Origin of the sequence: Pectobacterium versatile (assembly GCF_020166435.1) — a bacterium.
In the GTDB taxonomy this organism is placed as follows: Bacteria; Pseudomonadota; Gammaproteobacteria; order Enterobacterales; family Enterobacteriaceae; genus Pectobacterium; species Pectobacterium versatile.
Genome location: NZ_JAINZP010000003.1, coordinates 272204 through 290857 on the forward strand (window position 1 = coordinate 272204; position 18654 = coordinate 290857).

The following is an 18654-nucleotide window of genomic DNA, read 5'->3' on the forward strand; positions in this document are numbered from 1 at the left end:
GCTCCACTGGAAAGTCTGGCTGGGTGTACCTGTTCGCCGCTTGCGCTGTCCGTCCTGCGGCAATATTATTTTTCTGGCTGTGGGAGAAATACCATTCGACCGTTTTCTTAATTAACTCTTCCGTGGCATCGATATAGTATTGTGCTGACGTTCTGACTTCCTGCTCCAGAATCAGAGGAAGCTCGGTGCAACCCAGAATAATTTTCTCGACGCCAACCTGCAGCAGGCGATCTTTTACCGGTGACAACAGCCTATAGGCTCCTGCGATATCACCAGATTTATAAGCGTAGATGCTTTCCATTACCTGGTGTTGGTCTGCATCATCCGGCGTGTAGCAATTAATATTATCGGTAACCAAGTTGTCCTGATAAATTCTCGCTTTGACCGTCGCTGTCGTCGCCAATAGGCCGACGCGTGTGATGTTGGCATTCTTAATTGCCTGACAGGTCACATCAATAATGCTGATCATTTCCGCACGGCACTGCTGTTTTAAGTCATTAAACCAATAGTGCGCGGTATTGCACGGGATAATGATGCATTCAGCGCCCGCATTTTCGAGAATTTTCATATATTGCAGCATTTTATCCAGCGGCGACGCGCTGTGCTGGAGAATGCACTGTGTTCTGTCAGGGATATCAGGAATAGAAACTGCAATCATCGGAATATGGTCTTGGTCCCGATAGGCTGGCGTGTTTTTGATCAGTTTTTGCATCGCATCGACGGTTGCACCCGGCCCCATACCGCCAAGAATTCCCACGAGACTGTTCATGCTGTTAACCCTGTAGCATTATGAAATTAAAAGGATAATCGCACACTGCCGGGCAATGTGAATTGCTAAATTCCCATCTGCTATGTATGATTTGCATAACTATTGGCATCTCTATGCTTTTACTGGGTTTAACGACGTGCTGTGGGAAGCATCTTTGTTGGCGATGCAGAACGTTGGCATAGGGAGCGAAAACATGGCGCTGAGCGTTTTGAGTGAGGGACGATGCTGAATAATATCGAAACCAAGTGGCTGTATGATTTTATTGTGCTGGAAGAACACCGGAGTTTTACGCTGGCAGCCGAGAAGCGGAATATCTCTCAATCCTCATTCAGTCGGCGAATTCAGGCGCTGGAAGCCGCGGTTGGGTTTGATATTTTCGACCGCAGTGCGTTGCCGCTACAGTTAACCGAGCAGGGGCGCGTGTTCCACGCCTATATCCGCAATACGCTGGATGATTTGGAGTATCAGCTCAATAAGCTGCACGGCGGGGACAATTACAAGAATAAGATCACCATCGCCGCGGCGCATTCGCTGTCGATATTCATCATGCCGGAGCTGTTAAAAGACGTGCCAGACCCGCAGGAAAAAATCTTTTATGTCGAATCGATCGATGTCGATGAGGCGGTACTGAATCTCAAAGAAGGGCGCAGTGACTTTATTTTCTCATTCTACAATGAGGATCTGATGGGGGAGCCTTTCATGCACGAGAAGATACTGGAGTCCCGGCTTTATCCGGTCTGCGCGTGTGATAGTGCAGGGAAGCCACTGTTTGATGTCAGTGCCTCATCGGTGCCGCTACTCAACTATACCGAGACGAGCTACATGGGGCGTCAGGTCAGCCGCTACTTATCCAGCGTCGACAGCGATAAATTTACGGTCAATTTTGTTTCTTCCATGAGCGACTTGCTCAAACGTATGACGAAGAAAGGTTATGGTATTGCCTGGCTACCGGACTATTCCATTCAGGAAGAGCTGAAAAACAAAGAGCTGACGATCCTGAGTATGGAAAATGCCGTGATCCGCATGGGGGTTTATCTGTATCGCCTCGATGCGCGGTTGAATGTGGCTTCTGAGAAATTCTGGCGCTACATGAAAGGGCTGTCATCGACGTCTGGGCTATAAACGCCCTGACAATGTAGACAGGCAACGAGAGATAAAAAAATAGCGGCCTGAAGGCCGCTATAGATGAAGTATTTACTCACTAAGCATTAGCTATTTTGCGTGGCCTGCTGAGGTTCCTTATAGGCAACGACTTCGTCGGCAACCTCTTCCTCATCATCATCGTGGACGTCTTTTTCCAGACTGGCCACAACGGCGGTAGAGATACTGTTACCGATGACGTTAGTTGCAGTACGGCCCATATCCAGGAACTGGTCGATACCGATAATCAGCAGGATACCGGCTTCCGGCAGGCTGAACATCGGCAGCGTTGCGGCAACCACCACGATGGAAGCACGCGCTACACCCGCCATTCCTTTACTGGTGATCATCAGCGTCAGCAGAATCAGAATTTGTTCAGTAACGCTCAGGTCGATGTTGTAAGCCTGTGCGATAAACAGAATCGCAAAGGACTGGTACATCATAGAACCGTCGAGGTTGAACGAGTAACCGAGCGGCAGCACAAAGCTGGTGACTTTTTTCGGCACGCCGAATTTGGTCAGCGCTTCCATGGTTTTCGGATAAGCAGATTCACTGCTCGCCGTGGCGAAAGCCAACATGGTCGGTTCACGAATCAGTTTCGCCAGTCTAACTATGCCTTTGCCCAGGAACAGGTAGCCAACGAAGAACAGAACGCCCCACAGTACGGCCAGGCCGAGATAGAACTCACCGATCAGTTTACCGAAGTCGTAAAGCAGGCCCAGACCTTGCGTGGTAATCGCGGAAGCGATTGCGGCAAAGACAGCAATAGGGGCCAGCGCCATCACGTAGTCGGTCACGCGGAACATCACTTTGGTCAGTTCTTCGATCATGGAAATGATCGTGGTCGCGTGCTTGTTATTGCCTTTTACATAGGCAAGCGCGGAGCCGAAGAACAGAGAGAACACCAGAATTTGCAGGATCTCATTGTTCGCCATCGCTTCTACGATACTTTTCGGGAAGATATGGCTGATGAAGCTCTTAAGTGTAAAGCTGTCTGTGTTCAGGCCTGTCGCAACATGCTGTACGGGGATTTCGAGATTCATGCCTGCGCCGGGTTGGAACAGGTTGGCGAAGACCATACCGATAAGCAGGGAAATGAACGAGGCGCTGACAAACCAGATCATCGCTTTCATACCGATACGGCCAACGGCAGAAGAGTTTCCTCCCATGCTTGCAAGGCCGGAAACCAGCGTAGCGAAGACCAGTGGCGCGATGATCATTTTAATCAGGCGCAGGAAGATATCGGTAACCATGTTGAAATAAGATGCAATTTCTTTTGCTCGACTGCTGTCAAGATATTGATGGCAAGCCCAGCCGATTAATATTCCCAGGACGATAGCCAAGACTATCTGTACAAGTAACTTCTGCCTTTGCATATAAACCTCATGTTGATGAATTGATTCAGACAACACAATATTATTGCCGCGTGATGGTTGGTGCTTTCCCTGAATACACCAATCCCTCACCCGAACCTGTTATTGGGGTGTTGTGTCTGCCCGCCGATATTACAACGATTCTTGCTTTTTACATTTTTTTTCTGCGGATTGTTATGTAATTGTGATCTTTGTCATGCGAAAAATGCATGTCTATGTCACTTGTAATGATAAATAGGGATGTGATACGTAGATCGCATATAACGTGATTTTTTTATTAACTCATTATTAAACAGTGGTTTATTTTTATTTTTTTACCGAAAAAGCGGGTGGGGTAAGGTGTTGAAGTCGTGTTGCTAATGATATGTGGCTATACATCAATAAAACAGATGGTGAATTACTTAAAGATTAAGTAAAAATAAAAGAACAATTAACGAAAAGTTTATATACATGGTATTTTATAAGAAAATTAATTTTTTAATTATTTAAATCGTGACTTTATTTTTGTAGTTAAGAGTTGATTTTTGTGTTGTTGATTTAACGTTTAATTATTGCTCTATGTGTTTCTGTTTGTAACTACCTGAGCGTTTAGAGTGTTTAAAATGGTGTTTTTTATTTTTTAAACATATGTTACTGATGATTTGAGACCTCGCTGTTGGTTATTTCACAGAAAAAGATCGATGCTCACTTTATCGTGGCATGCTTTTTCCAGATGCTTTTTCATCCATTCTGCCGCTGTTTCGATCTCTCCCTGTTGCAGGAAATCCAGAATCGCCAGATGCTCCGCAATCTGTTCCAATCGCTTGGGGTTGAAGGCTGGACTCCCTTGGCGATATTCCACCAGACGCCGTAATTGATTGATTCGTTGCAAACTATGGTGGGCGAAGCGGTTGCCGCTACAGGCAAGCAGCGTTTCATGAAAGTGCGTATTGGCATCGAACATTTCATGCGGCGTGAGCGTCAGGTAACCCCCATTGAGAATGTCTTCCTGCTGCTTACGGCAGGCGCTGAGCGTGTGCTGATCGATACGAAACTGCGGCGACAGCAGACTGACCGGCTCGACCAGCAGGCGGAAAGTAAAACTTTCCTCATAGGCCGTGACGGAATCGATAATCGGCGTGGTTCGCCAGCCTTGACCTGTGCGGAACTCCAGCCAACCTTCCTGTTGAATACGCGTCAGAACGTTACGCAATACGGAGCGGGACACCTGACATTCTCGCATCAGATCCACTTCTGAAAACTGTTCCGGCAACCGGCGGGAAAGGCGCATATCAACAATCTTCCGGTAGAGCGGCTCTTCACTGCTGGCGGCTAACTCGGTGACCAGATGCCCTAATTCATCGGCATGGCAGTCAAGATAAAACCCCCGATTGCGGTGGTAATGCAGCATGCCTTTTTCCGTCAGATACAGCAGCGCGACCTTGACCGGCGTGCGTGAGGCGTTCAGTACCTGCGCCAGCGACGATTCGACCAGGTGAGCGCCGGGCGGCAGCTGTTCGCGGCGAATGTAGGCGACAATCTGTCTGACAATCCTTGTCTGTAGGGGAGTTAAAGCCATGGCTATCCTGCTATGTCGGTTAGGGTGTTACGAGGAATCTTTATATTCTTGTCAGTACGGCTCGCCTGCCAGCAGAGTCTGCTCCGGTCAGGCCGGAGCAATCCTGTTTTACTGGTGATAGAACGGAAATGCGCCGAAGACAATACCACCGACCAGCAGCGACAGGCTGACAAAAATCGCCCATTTGATTGCAAAGCGTTGGTGATCGCCGATGTCCACTTTTGCCAGACTGACCAGCAGGTAGAGCGACGGCACCAGCGGGCTAAGCAGGTGGAACGGCTGGCCGACAATCGACGCACGGGCGATCTCTTCTGGGGTAATACCATAATTGACCGCCGTCTGGGCGATAACCGGTAAGATTCCGAAATAGAACGCGTCGTTGGACATCAAAAAAGTAAACGGCAGGCTAATGAGCGCGGTGAACACCGCAAGATATGGGCCGAAACTTTCTGGTATCACCTGCAACAGGCTCTTCGCCATGGCATCTACCATGCCTGTACCGGATAAAATGCCAGTGAAAATCCCAGCGGCGAAAATAAGTGATGTCACTGCTAGCACGTTAGCGGCGTGTGAGCCGATCCGCGCTTTTTGCTCCTCCAGCTTGGGATAGTTGAGCATGACGGCGATAGCGAAGCCGACCATAAACAGCACCTGAATGGGCAGAAGGCCAATCACCAGAAACACCAGAAGCAGGGTGGTCAGAATAAAGTTAGGCCAGAACATGTTAGGACGGCGGTTGGCGTCGCTTTCTTCGTCGCTGCCGTTGCCTAGATTGATCGAGGCATTCTGGAAGCTGCTGACATCAATGATGCCTAGCCGTTTGCGTTCCTGTAGACCCAGAAAAACGGCCACGCCGACCAGCGTCAGGCTGGCTAAAATAATCGCCGGGAGCATGGGGAGGAAAACGTCCAGTGCATCAACGCGCAATGCGGCGGCGGCGCGCGCCGTCGGGCCGCCCCACGGAGAAAGGTTCATCACGCCGCTGGCGATGTTCACCAGACAGGTCAATCCGAGCACGTTCATCCCCAACCGCTGATAGAGCGGCAGGAATGCGGCAATCGCGATCATATAGGTCGTTGTACTGTCACCGTCCAGCGCGACCATTAAGGTTAACACGGCGGTGCCGACCAACACTTTCAACGGATCGCCTTTCACCAGACGGAGAATGAAGCGAACCAGCGGATCGAACAGGCCTGCATCGATCATGATGCCGAAGTAGAGAATAGAAAACGTCAGCATAACGCCCGTTGGAGCCAGCGTTTTGATGCCGTCCAGCATCATCGCGCCCAGTCCCTGATAGAAACCTGCCGCCAGTGCAAACAGTGTAGGGACAAGAATCAGCGCGATAAGCGCAGACATTCGCTTGGTCATGATCAGGTACATAAAGCAGATGACCATAGAGAAACCGAGAATAGTGAGCACAGTGAATCTCCTGTTTTTTATTATATTCTGAATAACTTACTGCCTTTCTTCCGGCGAATTTGGGGTGCTAAAAGCCGTGCAGTTTTTTATAACCGCATATCGAAAGGGATGAAATCAGGTTATTTCCCGACATCAGCGACGTTCAGGGGAATACGAATGAAAGACGGGAGTTAGCTTCCGGGGTCGATGCGAATAATAAATGACAGATAATGAGGAAGCGATAAGGCAACAGTAATCGGTAACATAAAAGACCTCTGTACGAGCAATAATAATATTCCTTTTATCCCCACTGGTTTTCATCTAACCGATTGTTTATAAATTACTTTAATCGAATTGATAACTACCGCTATAGGGGGCTCTTTTTGTTAAAAACAAATTAAAGCATTGTAAAATGAAACGCAAATTGCGCTAAATTGGAATAAAAAACAATTGGGCGGAGGGAAGGGCGGTGATAGCCAACATAATTTTAAAAGATAAACAGAGGTGTGAAAATTTAATTTCTGCGTAGAAAGTTATTATCGATTAGCGGAAATCCATCCGTTTTCATTAATAAATCTTTACAAGATGAGGTGGGGAATAAAGGCATTATCGGCGAGGACGGTTAAACGGTGTCTAAACCATCTGTATTTCCTAAGCCGCCACGGCTTTTACCTGACGGCTTAGGTTCGTGGCGGCTTAGGTAAGGGAGATTAACTGACGTTTTCTGCGGTGCTGCGCAGCCGATCTTTCAACTGGCTGTATTCCTGCTGTACATAGTTCTCTGCTGCCTGCTGATCGTCGATGGCTTCCAGCTTCACGGCGCAGTGTTTGTATTCCGGCGTTTTGGATACCGGATCGAGATGATCCAGAGTCAGTTCATTGCAGGCACCGATCCACCATTGGTAGGTCATATAGACGGCACCTTTATTGATGCGTTCGCTGACGGCAACGCGAGAGATCACCTTGCCACGCCGTGACGAGATCCAGGCTAGCTGCTGGTCGTGGATGTCTAAACGCTCGGCGTCATAGGGGCTCACCTGCACGTAGCCCGGTTCATCCGCCAGCGTTTGCAGCGCGGTGCAGTTGCCCGTCATCGAACGGCAGGAGTAATGGCCAACTTCGCGTACGGTGCACAAGACCAGCGGATAATCTTCATCCACCAATTCCATCGGTGGTCGCCATTCTGCTGTGAGCAGCAGGCCTTTCCCACCGGGACGATCGAAGTGGTTGCCTGCGTACAGCCACGGCGTACCGGGGCTGTCTTCAGTCGGGCACGGCCACGGCACATAGCCTAGTCCGGCCATTTTCTCGTAGGTCGCGCCGTAATACAGCGGGCAGAGCTGCCGTAGCTCGTCCCAGATCTCCTGCGTGTTGTTATAGTGCATCGGGTAGCCGAGCGCTGTTGCCATCAGGCTGATGATTTCCCAGTCGGGTTTGACATCGCCCTGTGGTTCCACGGCTTTATAAAAGCGCTGGAATCCCCGATCAGCAGCGGTATAGACCCCTTCGTGCTCGCCCCAGGAGGTTGCAGGTAAAATCACATCGGCAATCGCTGCGGTCTTGGTCATGAAGATGTCCTGCACGATCAGCAAGTCCAGCTCGTTGAATGCATCACGCAGCATCGACAGATCCGGCTCGGTTTGTAGCGGATCTTCGCCCATCACGTAATTAGCTCGAATTTTCCCTGCTTTAATTTTGTGCGGGAGGTCGGTTAGCGAGTAGCCAATTTTGTCGGAGAGTTCAGGCACACCCCAGGCATCGGCAAATTTCGCCAGCACCGCTTTATCCGTGACATTTTGATAACCGGGGAACATATTGGGCAGCGCACCCATATCGCAGGCGCCCTGAACATTGTTCTGCCCGCGCACTGGCCCGACGCCCACGTTCGGACGTCCCAAATTCCCGGTCAGCAGTGCCAAACCGGACAGCCCCTTGACCACATCAACGCCTTGGCCCCACTGCGTCACGCCCATTCCCCAGAGAATGGTGGCGGACGGCGCGGCGGCATAGATCCGCATCGCGTCGCGAATCAATTTCGGCGACAGGCCAGTGATGTCGGCGACATACTCCGGCGTGTATTTCGCGACGGTCTTGCTGAATTCCTCGAAGCCTTCGGTATGGCGGGCGACGTACGCTTTATCGTAGTGGCCTTCGTTGATCAGCACGTTAGCGAACGCGTTGACCAGCGCCATGTTGGAGCCATTTTTCAACGGCAGCCACAGATCGGCGATGCGGGCGGTTTCAATATGGCGCGGATCGCACACGATGATTTTTGCCCCGCGCGCTTTAGCTTTCAGGATTCGACGTGCCACGATGGGGTGTGAGTCTGCGGCGTTGTAGCCAAAAATCAGGATGCAGTCGGTTTTTTCGATTTCGCAGATAGAGTTACTCATTGCGCCGTTGCCCAGCGTAACCTGTAGCCCGGCTACCGAAGGGCCGTGGCAGAGTCGAGCGCAGCAGTCAACGTTATTATTCCCAGTGACCGCGCGGGCAAATTTTTGCATCACATAATTGGTTTCATTACCGGGGCCGCGTGACGAGCCGGTGTGCATAATCGACTCGGCACCGTACTTTTCTTTAATCGCCTTCAGTCGGGAACTGGCGAAATCGATAGCGTCATCCCAGGATACGGCCTCAAAGGGCGTGCCTTTCTGACGTCGAATCAGCGGCTGCTTTAAACGCGGCGTCAGAATTTTCGTGTCGTTGAGAAAATCCCAGCCATAATAACCTTTCAGGCACAGCTCACCTTCGTTGGTGACGCCATTTGCTCCTTCCGCACCCACTACTTTGCCGTTCTCTACCAGCAGGTTAATTTTGCAGCCTGACCCGCAATACGGGCAGACGGTAAGCACTTTCTGCATGATTATTCTCCAAAGTCGAGTCTTGGATCGTTAAGAACTGCATTCCTATGGCAGGGGGCAGCTATTTAATCTTCGATAATCGCCGATAAAGAAAATCGATTTACTGATCGTGGTCATGCTCAGTGTGTGGCAAATTTTCCTGCGATATTGGCTACCGCTGCTTTTTTCCATAGGGCATTTGTCTGACAAATAACGTTGTCGCGTATTCATCCTCTTTATCCGTTAATGCCTATACTGTTTTTGACGATACTCACTCTATCATCCACCGATTGGGATTTGATATTGATTTCGATCGACTGTTTAAAATAACGGAAATTGGCATTTCAGGGAAGATAACGCATTCTATTCGTTAATTTTTTTGAGCACAATTTCCCATCTAATGGGTAATGAATCAGGGAATTCCAGAACGTCTGTCAGATCGCGCGGGATAAAGGGTGTGATACGACGGACGGCACCGTCATGAGCAAAAAAGTAAATACTTTTCCGGCAGAGCGTGTGGGCAGGAAATATTTGTTAACGTCGCGGAGTGCATTATGGAATTTCTAAGAAATATTAGCATAAAAATAATGGTGCTGCTCATAGTGGCTTCCCTGCTACTGGCGTGGGGAATTGCATCAGGATTCAGTCTTTACTCACTTTATCAGGTCACCAATTTACTTGATAAAAGTGAGACTCAGCGAAAAACGTATTCCCATCTGGTCTATGGAGCCGATCAATATTTTCGAGCCATAACCCGTATGGAAAGAACGATGGATTATTTGCAGCGTAACGAGCCAGAAAACGCTAAGAATACGTTAGAAATGGCGCAGGTTGCGCTAAAAAATACCAAAGATTCGCTGGAGAAATTCCAGGCAGCGGAGCACGTTGGTGTCGAACCTGCGACGGTTGAGGCGGTAAATAAAACGTGGAGTACTCTGATTGCGACCGCGATTGATCCGATGAATGCCGCGCTGCAACGTAATGATTACGAAGGGTTTCGACAAATATTTCGTTCCATTTACCCACCTATTAGCCTGACGTTTGGTGAAGACATCAAGCGCTATTCGGACAATATTACCGCTTCTTCGTTGATTCCAAGCGTGAATGAGCACAATACCCAAAATCGTAATTCGCTTATTGCCGTGATGATTATTGGCCTCATCGTGTTGATTTTCACAGAATACTATCTGAGGAATTATCTGGTTATCCCGATTTCAGTGCTTAAATCCCATTTGGCGCAGCTAACGGCAGGTCGTTTAGGCTGTGAGCTGGTGGAATTTGGCAAAAACTGTGCGGGACGGTTGATTCCCGATATCAAGAAGTTGCAGAAAAGTTTGCGTGATACGGTGACCGTCATCCGGCAAAGCACGACGGAAATCAACAACGGGACATCCAGCATTAAGGATGGTAACGATAATCTCTCCAGCCGCACGGAACAGCAGGCGGCGGCACTGCAGGAGACCGCTGCCAGTATGGAAGAGATTAGCTCCACGGTACGGCAGACTACCGATCACGTACATCAGGTACGCCAACTGGCGAAGGATACGGCTGAGATGGCGCAAAAAGGTGGGAATATCAGCGCTAACGTGATGGCAACAATGGAGGGTATCAGTGCCAGCTCGCGGCAAATTTCCGATATCACCTCGGTGATTAACAGTATCGCGTTTCAGACCAATATTCTGGCGCTGAATGCGGCCGTTGAGGCAGCGCGTGCGGGGGAGCAAGGGCGAGGATTTGCCGTGGTGGCAGGAGAGGTTCGTACGTTGGCGCAGCGTAGTGCGCAGGCGGCGAAAGAGATTGAGGCACTGATTGCGGAATCGGTTTCGCGCGTTGAAACTGGTGCAGGGCAGGTGCGGCAATCCGGCGAGGCGATGACGGCCATTATCGCTTCTATCGCGGATGTGAACGATCTGATTGGTGAAATTGCGGCGGCAACGGATGAGCAAACGCGCGGTATTACACAGATTAGCCAAGCGGTACACGAAATGGACAGCGTCACACAGCAGAACGCGTCATTGGTGATGCAATCGGCAGAAGCGGCGGCTCGTCTGGATGAACAGACCAGCGAACTGTCTGCCGTAGTGGACGTATTTAATCTGGATTCGGATAGCGATCCACAACCTTATTTCTCTCGTCCGGCAATGGCTGTCCCTGTTCATCGGGCTGTCAGGCAGGGTACCTCATCGCTGTTGTCGGTGCATGGTCGTAATGGTGAGGGATGGGAAAAATTCTGATCTGCGGTGGGTTGAATGCGCGACAAATGCTGAAAGCACGCAGGAGTTGGGCACGAGATAGCCAATGAGGCTGGTGACAAACAGGGCAGAAAGGACTCTGCTGAGTTCCTTTGACATTGGGTTGCGGTGTGAAGGCTATTGAGCCATCGCCCAAAAAATGCCAGTGAAAAGCGTGAGTGTCAATGTGCGTAATGCCTTGGATTACAGAGGGAAAGTGGTGTTTTTTATGTAAATTTGATTATGAGAGTGTAAAGTAATGCCAATTTACGACGAGTGCATTTAGTATTAAAATGGCGAAATCTAATTAATGGTATGATTATTGCTTTGTTTTAAAAAATGGTTTTCGCCGTTTTTGCGATCAAAAAGCCGTATTTTTACAAGAATATGTAAAAGCAATGGATTATGGGGTGTTAAATAGATAATTGAAATTATTTGTTACATAATAAAATCTTTATTGCTTATGTTTTCGTGACGTAAATCAAGACAGATGGCGGTTTCAAAGTGATAATAAGAATAAATATCATTTGTGCTTCATTACTCGCTTATGTCTATCTGGCAAAAAACGCTTCTCATGTTGTGTTGGCTGTTTAGCTCTTCAGTGGCCGTTGCCGCGACCGATTACGCCTCATTTATTCAAGATATCGAAACCCGGCTGGATAAAACGGCTCAGCTCTATGAGCAGCAAAAGCCGGATGAGGCCCGCACCGAAGTTCAGATGGCCTATTTCGAGGTGTTTGAAAACCTTGAAGGCCCTATCCGCATCAACATTTCCGCGCAAAAAAGCTATCAGTTAGAGGCTACGTTCGGTGAAATTCGCCGCATGATTGGCGAAGGAAAGCCGCAGGCCGAGGTACAGGCAAAAATATCCTGGCTGAAGGGCGAACTGGATGCCGTTCTGCCCGTGCTGTCGGAAGGGCACAAGCTGGTCGCACAGGAGCAGCACGGTGCCTATGACAACACTGACATTGCGCCGTACTGGCAGCAGAGTTTCAAAATCATCGATGACCAGCTCGCGCTAGCCGTGACGGAATATCAGGCCGGCGATTACAAAAAGGCCAGCCAGAGCGTGCAGCAGGCGCACTATCAGGGCTTTAAAAACTCTGAAATGGAGATGTCAGTCAGGCAGAATCGCTCGGCGCAGCAGGCAGCTTCCATTAATCAACAATTCTCCGCGTTGATTACGTTAGCCAGCCAATCCGATCAACTGACGGATGTCGCCTATCGGGTCACTACGCTGTTGCAGGATATCGAAGATGCCTTGCCGGGGTTGCCAACAACGCGTGACAGCCAGCAGGTGACGGCGACATCTGCCGCGAACGCGGATACCGGTGCGGTGCCGGATGCGAACTGGGCGAAAGTCGCCGACGATATCAATCAGGCTATTGCCGCTGCGATCGCGCAATACCGTCAAGGCCAGGTCAAACCCGCCATCATGGCGGTGCAAGACACCTATTTCGATCTGTTTGAAGCCACCGGCATGGAGAACAAAATTGGTTCTCGCGATGCGGCGTTCAAATCGACGCTGGAAGGCTATTTCACCCGTCTGGTGAGCCTGATGAACGCCAAACAGCCTGCGGAGCAGCTGCAAGGGCAGGCCGACGCGTTGCAGCAGGAACTGGCGAAGGCCGTGGCCATGCTGGGCGACGGCGGCGAAACCCACTGGAGCCTGTTGATCTACAGCCTGCTGATTATTGTGCGCGAAGGTCTGGAAGCCTTGCTGATTGTGGCGGCGATCGTGGCCTATCTGGTGAAAAACAATCAGCAGGACAAGCTGCCGCTGATCCGCCAGTCGGTTTACGTCGCGCTGCTGTGTAGCGTGATTACCGCCGTCATTTTCCAGCTCGTGTTCACCCATTCCGGTGCCAGCCGTGAGCTGCTGGAAGGCATTACGATGCTGATCGCTGTGGTGATGCTGTTCTTCATGAGCTACTGGCTGTTGTCCAAAGTGGAAGCGCGGCACTGGAAGGCCTATCTGGAAGGTAAGCTGTCCCATTCGCTAAGCAGCGGCTCCATGATCGGCCTGTGGCTTACCAGCTTTCTGGCCGTGTATCGCGAAGGCGCGGAGACGGTGTTGTTCTATTACGCGCTGGTCGGTGATGCCAGCAACATGGCGGGGCACCTCTCCATTCTGGCTGGGTTTGCTATCGGCTGTGTGATCCTGCTGATCGCCTACTTCGTGATGCGCTACACCATTGTCAAACTGCCACTGAAGCCGTTCTTCATGTTTACCGGCTGCTTTATGTACCTGATGGCGTTTGTGTTCGCGGGCAAAGGCGTGTTGGAACTGATCGAAGGCAAACTGTTTGAACCAACGTTGCTGACCGGCGTGCCGGAAATCACCTGGTTGGGGATTTATCCTTATGTGGAGACGCTGATTCCACAGGGTGTGCTGGTGGTTGCGGCGCTAATCGCCCTGTGGGTGATGCGGCGCAGGGCGTCTGCCATCTGATAAAGAAGGCATCCGACGTTAATGTAATACTGGAAGCAATATACCCGTCATACTTCAAGCTGCTTGTGCGTTGGCAATACTCGGCTCATCTCTGAGCCTCGCCCTAAGGGGCCGCCGCAAGCGGCGTTCAAATTGGCTAAGCCAATTTGTCCTTGCTTACCCCAGTCACTTACTTGAGTAAGTTCCTGGGGATTCGCGCAGTTGCCGCGTTACAAGGCCATAAATGGGCCTTGCCCTAAAGGGTCAACGCAAAGCGTTGTTCAAAACGCTAACGTTTTGTCACGCAACTCGAATTATTTAGGGTATAAGAGCAGCAAATAACCATAACAACCCCAATCGCTTAGCGAATTAAGCGAAGAGGGACGACTGAGATGAGGATGGGTTTGATGAATATGCAAAAAAGTCTGATTGCGGGTGCCGTTATTGCCGGTATTTTCACTGCACCTGCCGCGCTGGCGTTTAAAGAATATCCAGCGGGTGAGCCGGTTTCCATGAACGAAATGGAAATTGCCGCTGTTTATCTGCAACCTATCGACATGGAACCGCGTGGGATGGGCCTGCCTGCTGCGAAAGCGGACATCCATTTGGAAGCCGATATCCACGCTGCTGAAGGTAACAAGAATGGCTTCGGTGCCGGTGAGTGGATGCCGTTCCTGACCATCGCTTACACCCTGACCAACACCGATACCGGTGCGAAGCAGGAAGGTACCTTCATGCCGATGGTTGCCAGCGATGGCCCGCACTACGGCGCGAACATCAAAATGATGGGCGTGGGCAACTACAAAGTGACTTACCACATCGATCCGCCATCAAAAGCCGGTATGCACCGCCACACCGATGGTGAGACGGGCGTAGGCCGCTGGTGGAAACCGTTTGATGTCAGCTTTGACTTCAAATACGTCGGCTTAGAATAAGGTCTTCTGTCCGCGATGTTCTGTCGCGGCCATGTTCACGCTTCTGCGGGCACACTTTTGTTGCCCGTAGAATCGGTGATTTTCCGGCCAGCGTGCTGATGCCACCCGGCATCGCGCTCAACCGACGCACCTGCAACTTGAAAGGTGACGGGTATATATGAATTTTTTTATCACGACCCTCCAATCCTTCCTGCCGATAGCGCTATTGCTGGGGCTGAACTGGAGCCATCGTTCCACGCCGACAGTCAGATCGCTAGGTTGGATCACGCTGCTGGCGCTGTTTGCCGGGACGTTTATTGGCGTACATTTTCCTAACGGGCAAGCGTTTCTGCTGGGGTTTACGGCGCTTCAAGCGCTTACCTTGATCCTGTTTCTGGTCTGTCAGTGTTTTTCCCACCCGCGCCTTGGCTATCTGTGGCAGGCGTTGTTGGTGGCGGGAGCGGCGGTGCAGTGGGGCAACGATCCCAATCTGACCGCGCTGACAACCACCCATGTAGTTAATACCGATCTGCTGCTGAATTTCAGCGCCGTGCTGCTGGCGTTTGGCTGGCTGGTGTTCTGTGCCGCGCTGTGCGGCATGATTGCGCGCCGCATTCGTTTACTGCGTTGGCCGCTTCTGGCGCTGTTGGTTGCGCTTCTGCTGTTGCCGATAAGCGGTAATCTGCTGCTGCTGTTGATGAAGTTACAGGCGCTGGGGCTCACCAAGCCGCGCCTGAGCTATGTGGCGCACGTCACCAATAGCGCGTATTTATTAAATTACCTCAGCGCATTGTTCATGGCAGCGTTGGCTGCCGGGCTGGTTTGGCCGCTGCGGCATGCGCGTCGCCAGATGCTGGTCACGCATGAGGCGATTGAAAAGCGTAAAGCGACAGCAGGCTATCGCACGCTGCGCCGCACGCTGCTGTCGACGGTCACCGCGCTGGTGGTGGTGGCGTTGGCCCAGCTTTATTGGGACAAGGTCGCGTCGCAGCCGCCTCGCCTGTCGGAAGCTCAGCCGGTGACGCTGGCGGCCGATGGCAAAGTACATATTCCGATTGAGCAGGTGCGCGATGGCAAACTGCATCGCTTTGTGTGGATTGCCGATGACGGCAAGGCCGTGCGCTTTTTCATCATTAACCGCTATCCCGATCGCCTGCGTCTTGGCGTGGTGTTTGACGCCTGCCTGCTGTGTGGCGATCAGGGTTACGTGATGGAAGGCAATCAGGTGATTTGTGTCGCCTGCGGTGTGCATATTTTCATTCCTTCTATCGGGAAGGCGGGCGGCTGTAATCCGGTGCCGATTGAAGGCTGGAGCAATGACGATAATGAGCTGGTGATTGGACGAGCGTCACTGGCGGCAGGCACGAATTACTTCTCGACGGTGGTGTCGATGGACGTTATCGATCCGGTTGATGGCTCCAAACTCACCAACGTGAACGCGGAACATAAATATCGCTACGGCGGTAAAACGTACTTCTTCTCGTCGGAGGCCAACTACAACCGCTTCCGCGAAAGTCCCGCGAAATTTGCCACTGCCAAAGCGGCGGCTGGCGAGCAGGCTGAGGAGGAATAATCATGCTGTGGCGACTGTTACGTCAGTCCTGGCGCAGAAATATTCGGCGTAAATCGCTGGCGGTGCTGACCGTGTTTTTGGCGGCGGGGTTGATCTCTGCGCTGCTGGCGGTGTCTATCGACATCGGCGACAAAATGGCGCGTGAGCTGAAGTCCTACGGCGCGAATATTTTGATTGAGCCAGCAGGGCAAGCGGCGCTACCCGCGCTGTTTGGCGAACGCAGTAATCCGCTGGAAGGGCAGGATTTCCTCGATGAGGCTGAGCTGCCGAACATCAAAGATATCTTCTGGCGCAATAACATTGTCGGCTTTGCGCCGCTGCTGAGCGGCGATGTCGAGATCAAGGGTCAGTCGGTTGCCGTGCTGGGCACCTTCTTTTCTCAGCCTGTTGCGGTGCCGGATGAAGAAGACTATCGCTCGGGACAAATGACCGTTAGCCCCTACTGGCAGGTGGCGGGACAGTGGCCGCAGGAACCGGTGACGACGGAAAATGTGGCGCAGACGCTGGTAGGAAAACAGCTGGCGGCGCAAACGGGCTGGAAAGTCGGGGATAAACTCGCCTTGCACGGCGCAAAAGGAGACGCAACGGTAGAGGTCAGCGGCATTCTGAGCAGCGGCGGTGATGAAGAAAGCCGTCTGGTGATGCCGCTGGCAACGGTGCAATCGCTGCTGGGGCTTGCTGGTAAAATTCAGGCCATCCGCGTGTCGGCGCTGACCGTGCCGGAAAATGAACTGTCGCGGCGGGCGCGGGAAAATCTGGAAGCGCTGAATGCCGAAGAGTATGACCTCTGGTACTGCACCGCGTATGTCTCTTCGATTGCGCACCAGTTGGAAGAAGCGATTTCTGGCTCGGTGGTACGTCCTATCTGGCAGGTCGCCGCGTCGGAAGGCGTGGTGATCGACAAGATCCAACTGCTTCTGGCAGTGGTGACCTTCGCCGCGCTGGTGGCGGCAGCGATGGGGATTGCCTCGCTGATGACGAGCACCATTATGGAACGAGCAAAAGAGATCGGGCTGATGAAAGCGCTAGGCGCGCGCCAGTGGCAGATCATGCTGCTGTTTTATCTCGAAGCCGCGCTGAGCGGTCTGGCTGGTGGTATCGCGGGCTGTGTTGCAGGCTGGGGGCTGGCGAAAGCCATTGGCCTGATGCTGTTCGGCGTACCGCTGAGTTTTGCGTGGATCGTTATCCCCTGTGTGTTGGTGATCTCGATGCAGATTGCCATCATCGGAACGTGGTTCCCGGCGCGCCGGATCGCCAAACTGTATCCGGTGGAGGTGCTGTATGGGCGCTAATGGCTGGATGAACAGCATGTTCTGGCGGCTGGTGTTTCGCGCACTGCGACTGCGTATGCAGCGCGTCAGCGTAGTGTTCGCCGCGCTGACAGTGGGAGCGGCGATTGTGACGGCGATGTCCGCCGTCTATTTCGATATCAACGCCAAGATGAGTCAGGAACTGCGCACCTTCGGTGCGAATTTTTACATCGGGCCAGCGCGGGGCAATACGATTCCACAAAGCACGTTTCAGCCGATTATCGACAACGCACCTGCTGGGTTGATCAATGCGTCCAGTCCTTATCTGTACGGTATGGCGCGTACGGAGCTGGAAAAAGTGGTGCTGATGGGCGTGTGGTTCGAATCGCTGCGGCAGCTGGCACCGTACTGGCAGGTCACGGGTAACTGGATTGGCGTCAGCTTCGATGACCGTAATGCCATGATCGGGGTGAAGCTGGCGGAGCGGTTGAACGTCAAAGTCGGCGACAGCATCACGTTGGTGGGCGACGGCGGGAAGCAACGGTTGCAGATCAAAGGCATCGTAGAATCCGGCGATGCGACAGACAACATGCTGATTGTAAATCTGGGTCTGGCGCAAAAGTGGTTGGATAAAGAGGGCGCGATCAGTAATGCGCTGCTGAGCGTCAGCAACGATCTGGGGCAGGTCGATCGCTTCGCTGCCCAACTTCAGCAGCAGTATCCGCAGTTGGAGATCCGCCCGATCCTGAAGGTGTCGGCGTCGGAAGGTCAGGTGCTGAATAAAATCAAAGGGCTGATGGGGCTGGTATCGGCGGTGATCCTCGTACTGTCTTCCCTGTGTGTAAACACGACGCTGATGGCGATTGTCGGTGAACGTGCCCGCGAATTTGCGCTACAGAAGGCGCTGGGCGCGAGCGGACGAGACATCATCCGGCAGATGCTGGCTGAAACCGGCATCATCGCACTGGCGGCCGTGGTGTGCGGTTCGCTGCTGGGGTATCTGCTGGCTCAGGTGCTGGGGATGGCCGTATTCAACGCGACGATCTCGCTGCGGTTACCGGTGTTCCCGCTCACGCTGGTGCTATCGTTATTGGTTGCTGCCGTTGCGGCGGTGGTTCCCACTCGGCGGGCGATCTACGTCGAACCAGCCAAAGTCTTGAAAGGAGAGTAGCTC

Annotated in this window: 11 protein-coding genes and 1 pseudogene; 7 read left to right on the top strand and 5 right to left on the bottom strand. The window is 51.9% G+C overall.

Annotated features, from left to right (window positions below; translation table 11 throughout):
* Window positions 1-55 precede the first annotated feature (55 nt).
* A pseudogene (locus K7X24_RS06075) lies at window positions 56-769 on the bottom strand (aspartate/glutamate racemase family protein); the annotation flags it as partial.
* A 222-nt stretch (window positions 770-991) separates the two neighbouring features.
* Here K7X24_RS06075 and hypT point away from each other — a divergent pair.
* Window positions 992-1891 carry a hypochlorite stress DNA-binding transcriptional regulator HypT gene (gene hypT, locus K7X24_RS06080; RefSeq protein WP_224553665.1) on the top strand — a complete coding sequence of 300 codons (900 nt, stop codon included), beginning with the start codon at window positions 992-994 and terminating at the stop codon, window positions 1889-1891.
* Between the two features lie 86 nt (window positions 1892-1977).
* Here hypT and K7X24_RS06085 read toward each other — a convergent pair whose 3' ends face one another.
* The 4 genes from K7X24_RS06085 to fdhF all read right to left on the bottom strand — a co-directional run bounded on the left by K7X24_RS06085 (window position 1978) and on the right by fdhF (window position 9102).
* Window positions 1978-3285, bottom strand: a complete 1308-nt coding sequence (locus K7X24_RS06085) for a dicarboxylate/amino acid:cation symporter (protein ID WP_224553666.1) — start codon at window positions 3283-3285, stop codon at window positions 1978-1980.
* A 661-nt stretch (window positions 3286-3946) separates the two neighbouring features.
* Window positions 3947-4840 (bottom strand): GntR family transcriptional regulator, encoded by an 894-nt coding sequence (locus K7X24_RS06090; protein WP_224553668.1) that lies wholly within the window; start codon window positions 4838-4840, stop codon window positions 3947-3949.
* Between the two features lie 108 nt (window positions 4841-4948).
* Window positions 4949-6262, bottom strand: a complete 1314-nt coding sequence (locus tag K7X24_RS06095) for a CitMHS family transporter (protein WP_010298373.1) — start codon at window positions 6260-6262, stop codon at window positions 4949-4951.
* A gap of 689 nt (window positions 6263-6951) precedes the next feature.
* The gene (gene fdhF, locus K7X24_RS06100; protein ID WP_224553670.1) at window positions 6952-9102 is read right to left on the bottom strand and encodes a formate dehydrogenase subunit alpha; all 2151 of its coding nucleotides are present in this window, start codon (window positions 9100-9102) and stop codon (window positions 6952-6954) included.
* A gap of 533 nt (window positions 9103-9635) precedes the next feature.
* Between fdhF and K7X24_RS06105 the strand changes: the two genes are divergently transcribed.
* From K7X24_RS06105 to K7X24_RS06130, 6 genes are all read left to right on the top strand, one after another.
* Complete coding sequence (locus K7X24_RS06105; RefSeq protein WP_224553672.1) at window positions 9636-11315, top strand: methyl-accepting chemotaxis protein; 1680 nt, start codon at window positions 9636-9638, stop codon at window positions 11313-11315.
* Window positions 11316-11859: 544 nt separating this feature from the next.
* Entirely contained in the window at window positions 11860-13764 is a 1905-nt protein-coding gene (locus K7X24_RS06110) for an FTR1 family protein (RefSeq protein ID WP_224553674.1), read from the top strand.
* 386 nt (window positions 13765-14150) lie between these two features.
* On the top strand, window positions 14151-14678 hold the full coding sequence (locus tag K7X24_RS06115) for an iron transporter (RefSeq protein ID WP_010285198.1): 528 nt from the start codon (window positions 14151-14153) through the stop codon (window positions 14676-14678).
* Between the two features lie 157 nt (window positions 14679-14835).
* Window positions 14836-16230, top strand: a complete 1395-nt coding sequence (locus K7X24_RS06120; protein ID WP_224553676.1) for a Fe-S-containing protein — start codon at window positions 14836-14838, stop codon at window positions 16228-16230.
* 2 nt (window positions 16231-16232) lie between these two features.
* Window positions 16233-17522 carry an ABC transporter permease gene (locus K7X24_RS06125; RefSeq protein ID WP_224553678.1) on the top strand — a complete coding sequence of 430 codons (1290 nt, stop codon included), beginning with the start codon at window positions 16233-16235 and terminating at the stop codon, window positions 17520-17522.
* Window positions 17512-18651: an ABC transporter permease gene (locus tag K7X24_RS06130; RefSeq protein WP_318013128.1), complete on the top strand. Its 1140-nt coding sequence runs from the start codon at window positions 17512-17514 to the stop codon at window positions 18649-18651. The genes K7X24_RS06125 and K7X24_RS06130 overlap by 11 nt, the downstream gene beginning before the upstream one ends.
* Window positions 18652-18654: the final 3 nt, after the last annotated feature.

Bases quoted from the DNA above. Each gene is read 5' to 3' on its own strand.
- K7X24_RS06085 (WP_224553666.1), bottom strand. From the start codon at position 3,285: ATGCAAAGGCAGAAGTTACTTGTACAGATAGTCTTGGCTATCGTCCTG.
- K7X24_RS06105 (WP_224553672.1), top strand. From the start codon at position 9,636: ATGGAATTTCTAAGAAATATTAGCATAAAAATAATGGTGCTGCTCATA.
- K7X24_RS06090 (WP_224553668.1), bottom strand. From the start codon at position 4,840: ATGGCTTTAACTCCCCTACAGACAAGGATTGTCAGACAGATTGTCGCC.
- K7X24_RS06120 (WP_224553676.1), top strand. From the start codon at position 14,836: ATGAATTTTTTTATCACGACCCTCCAATCCTTCCTGCCGATAGCGCTA.
- K7X24_RS06115 (WP_010285198.1), top strand. From the start codon at position 14,151: ATGAATATGCAAAAAAGTCTGATTGCGGGTGCCGTTATTGCCGGTATT.
- K7X24_RS06125 (WP_224553678.1), top strand. From the start codon at position 16,233: ATGCTGTGGCGACTGTTACGTCAGTCCTGGCGCAGAAATATTCGGCGT.
- K7X24_RS06110 (WP_224553674.1), top strand. From the start codon at position 11,860: ATGTCTATCTGGCAAAAAACGCTTCTCATGTTGTGTTGGCTGTTTAGC.
- K7X24_RS06130 (WP_318013128.1), top strand. From the start codon at position 17,512: ATGGGCGCTAATGGCTGGATGAACAGCATGTTCTGGCGGCTGGTGTTT.
- fdhF (WP_224553670.1), bottom strand. From the start codon at position 9,102: ATGCAGAAAGTGCTTACCGTCTGCCCGTATTGCGGGTCAGGCTGCAAA.
- hypT (WP_224553665.1), top strand. From the start codon at position 992: ATGCTGAATAATATCGAAACCAAGTGGCTGTATGATTTTATTGTGCTG.